This is a genomic window from Clostridium sp. DL1XJH146 (assembly GCF_054819755.1).
Window position 1 is genome coordinate 1 of the sequence record NZ_JBTVVN010000141.1, and the last position, 269, is coordinate 269.

Sequence of the window (269 nt, forward strand, 5' to 3'; positions counted from 1 at the left end):
ATTAAATGTTGCGCCAAATTTTTTATAGTAATTGGCTGCTGCAAATTCAAACATTGATGATGGTTGAGACGTTCACATAATTCTAAAATAGCTAAAATTCGTGATTGATTAGCTTGACCAATACCCGGAATTTCTAATAAATTCATCGTTTTCAAAACTGCCAAGTCAGAAAAATTCTTAGAAATAGCGGCCAAATGCTGTACTATTTGTTCAACATGATGATTTTTAGTACCAGAACCAACTACTAATATAAATAATTGTTCCAGGGT

1 protein-coding gene is annotated in these 269 nt (G+C 32.0%); it reads right to left on the reverse strand.

Annotated elements, in window-relative coordinates; genetic code table 11:
• A partial coding sequence (locus ACVHXK_RS18860) for a hypothetical protein (RefSeq protein WP_461207941.1) occupies nucleotides 1-269 on the reverse strand: 269 nt, incomplete at both ends.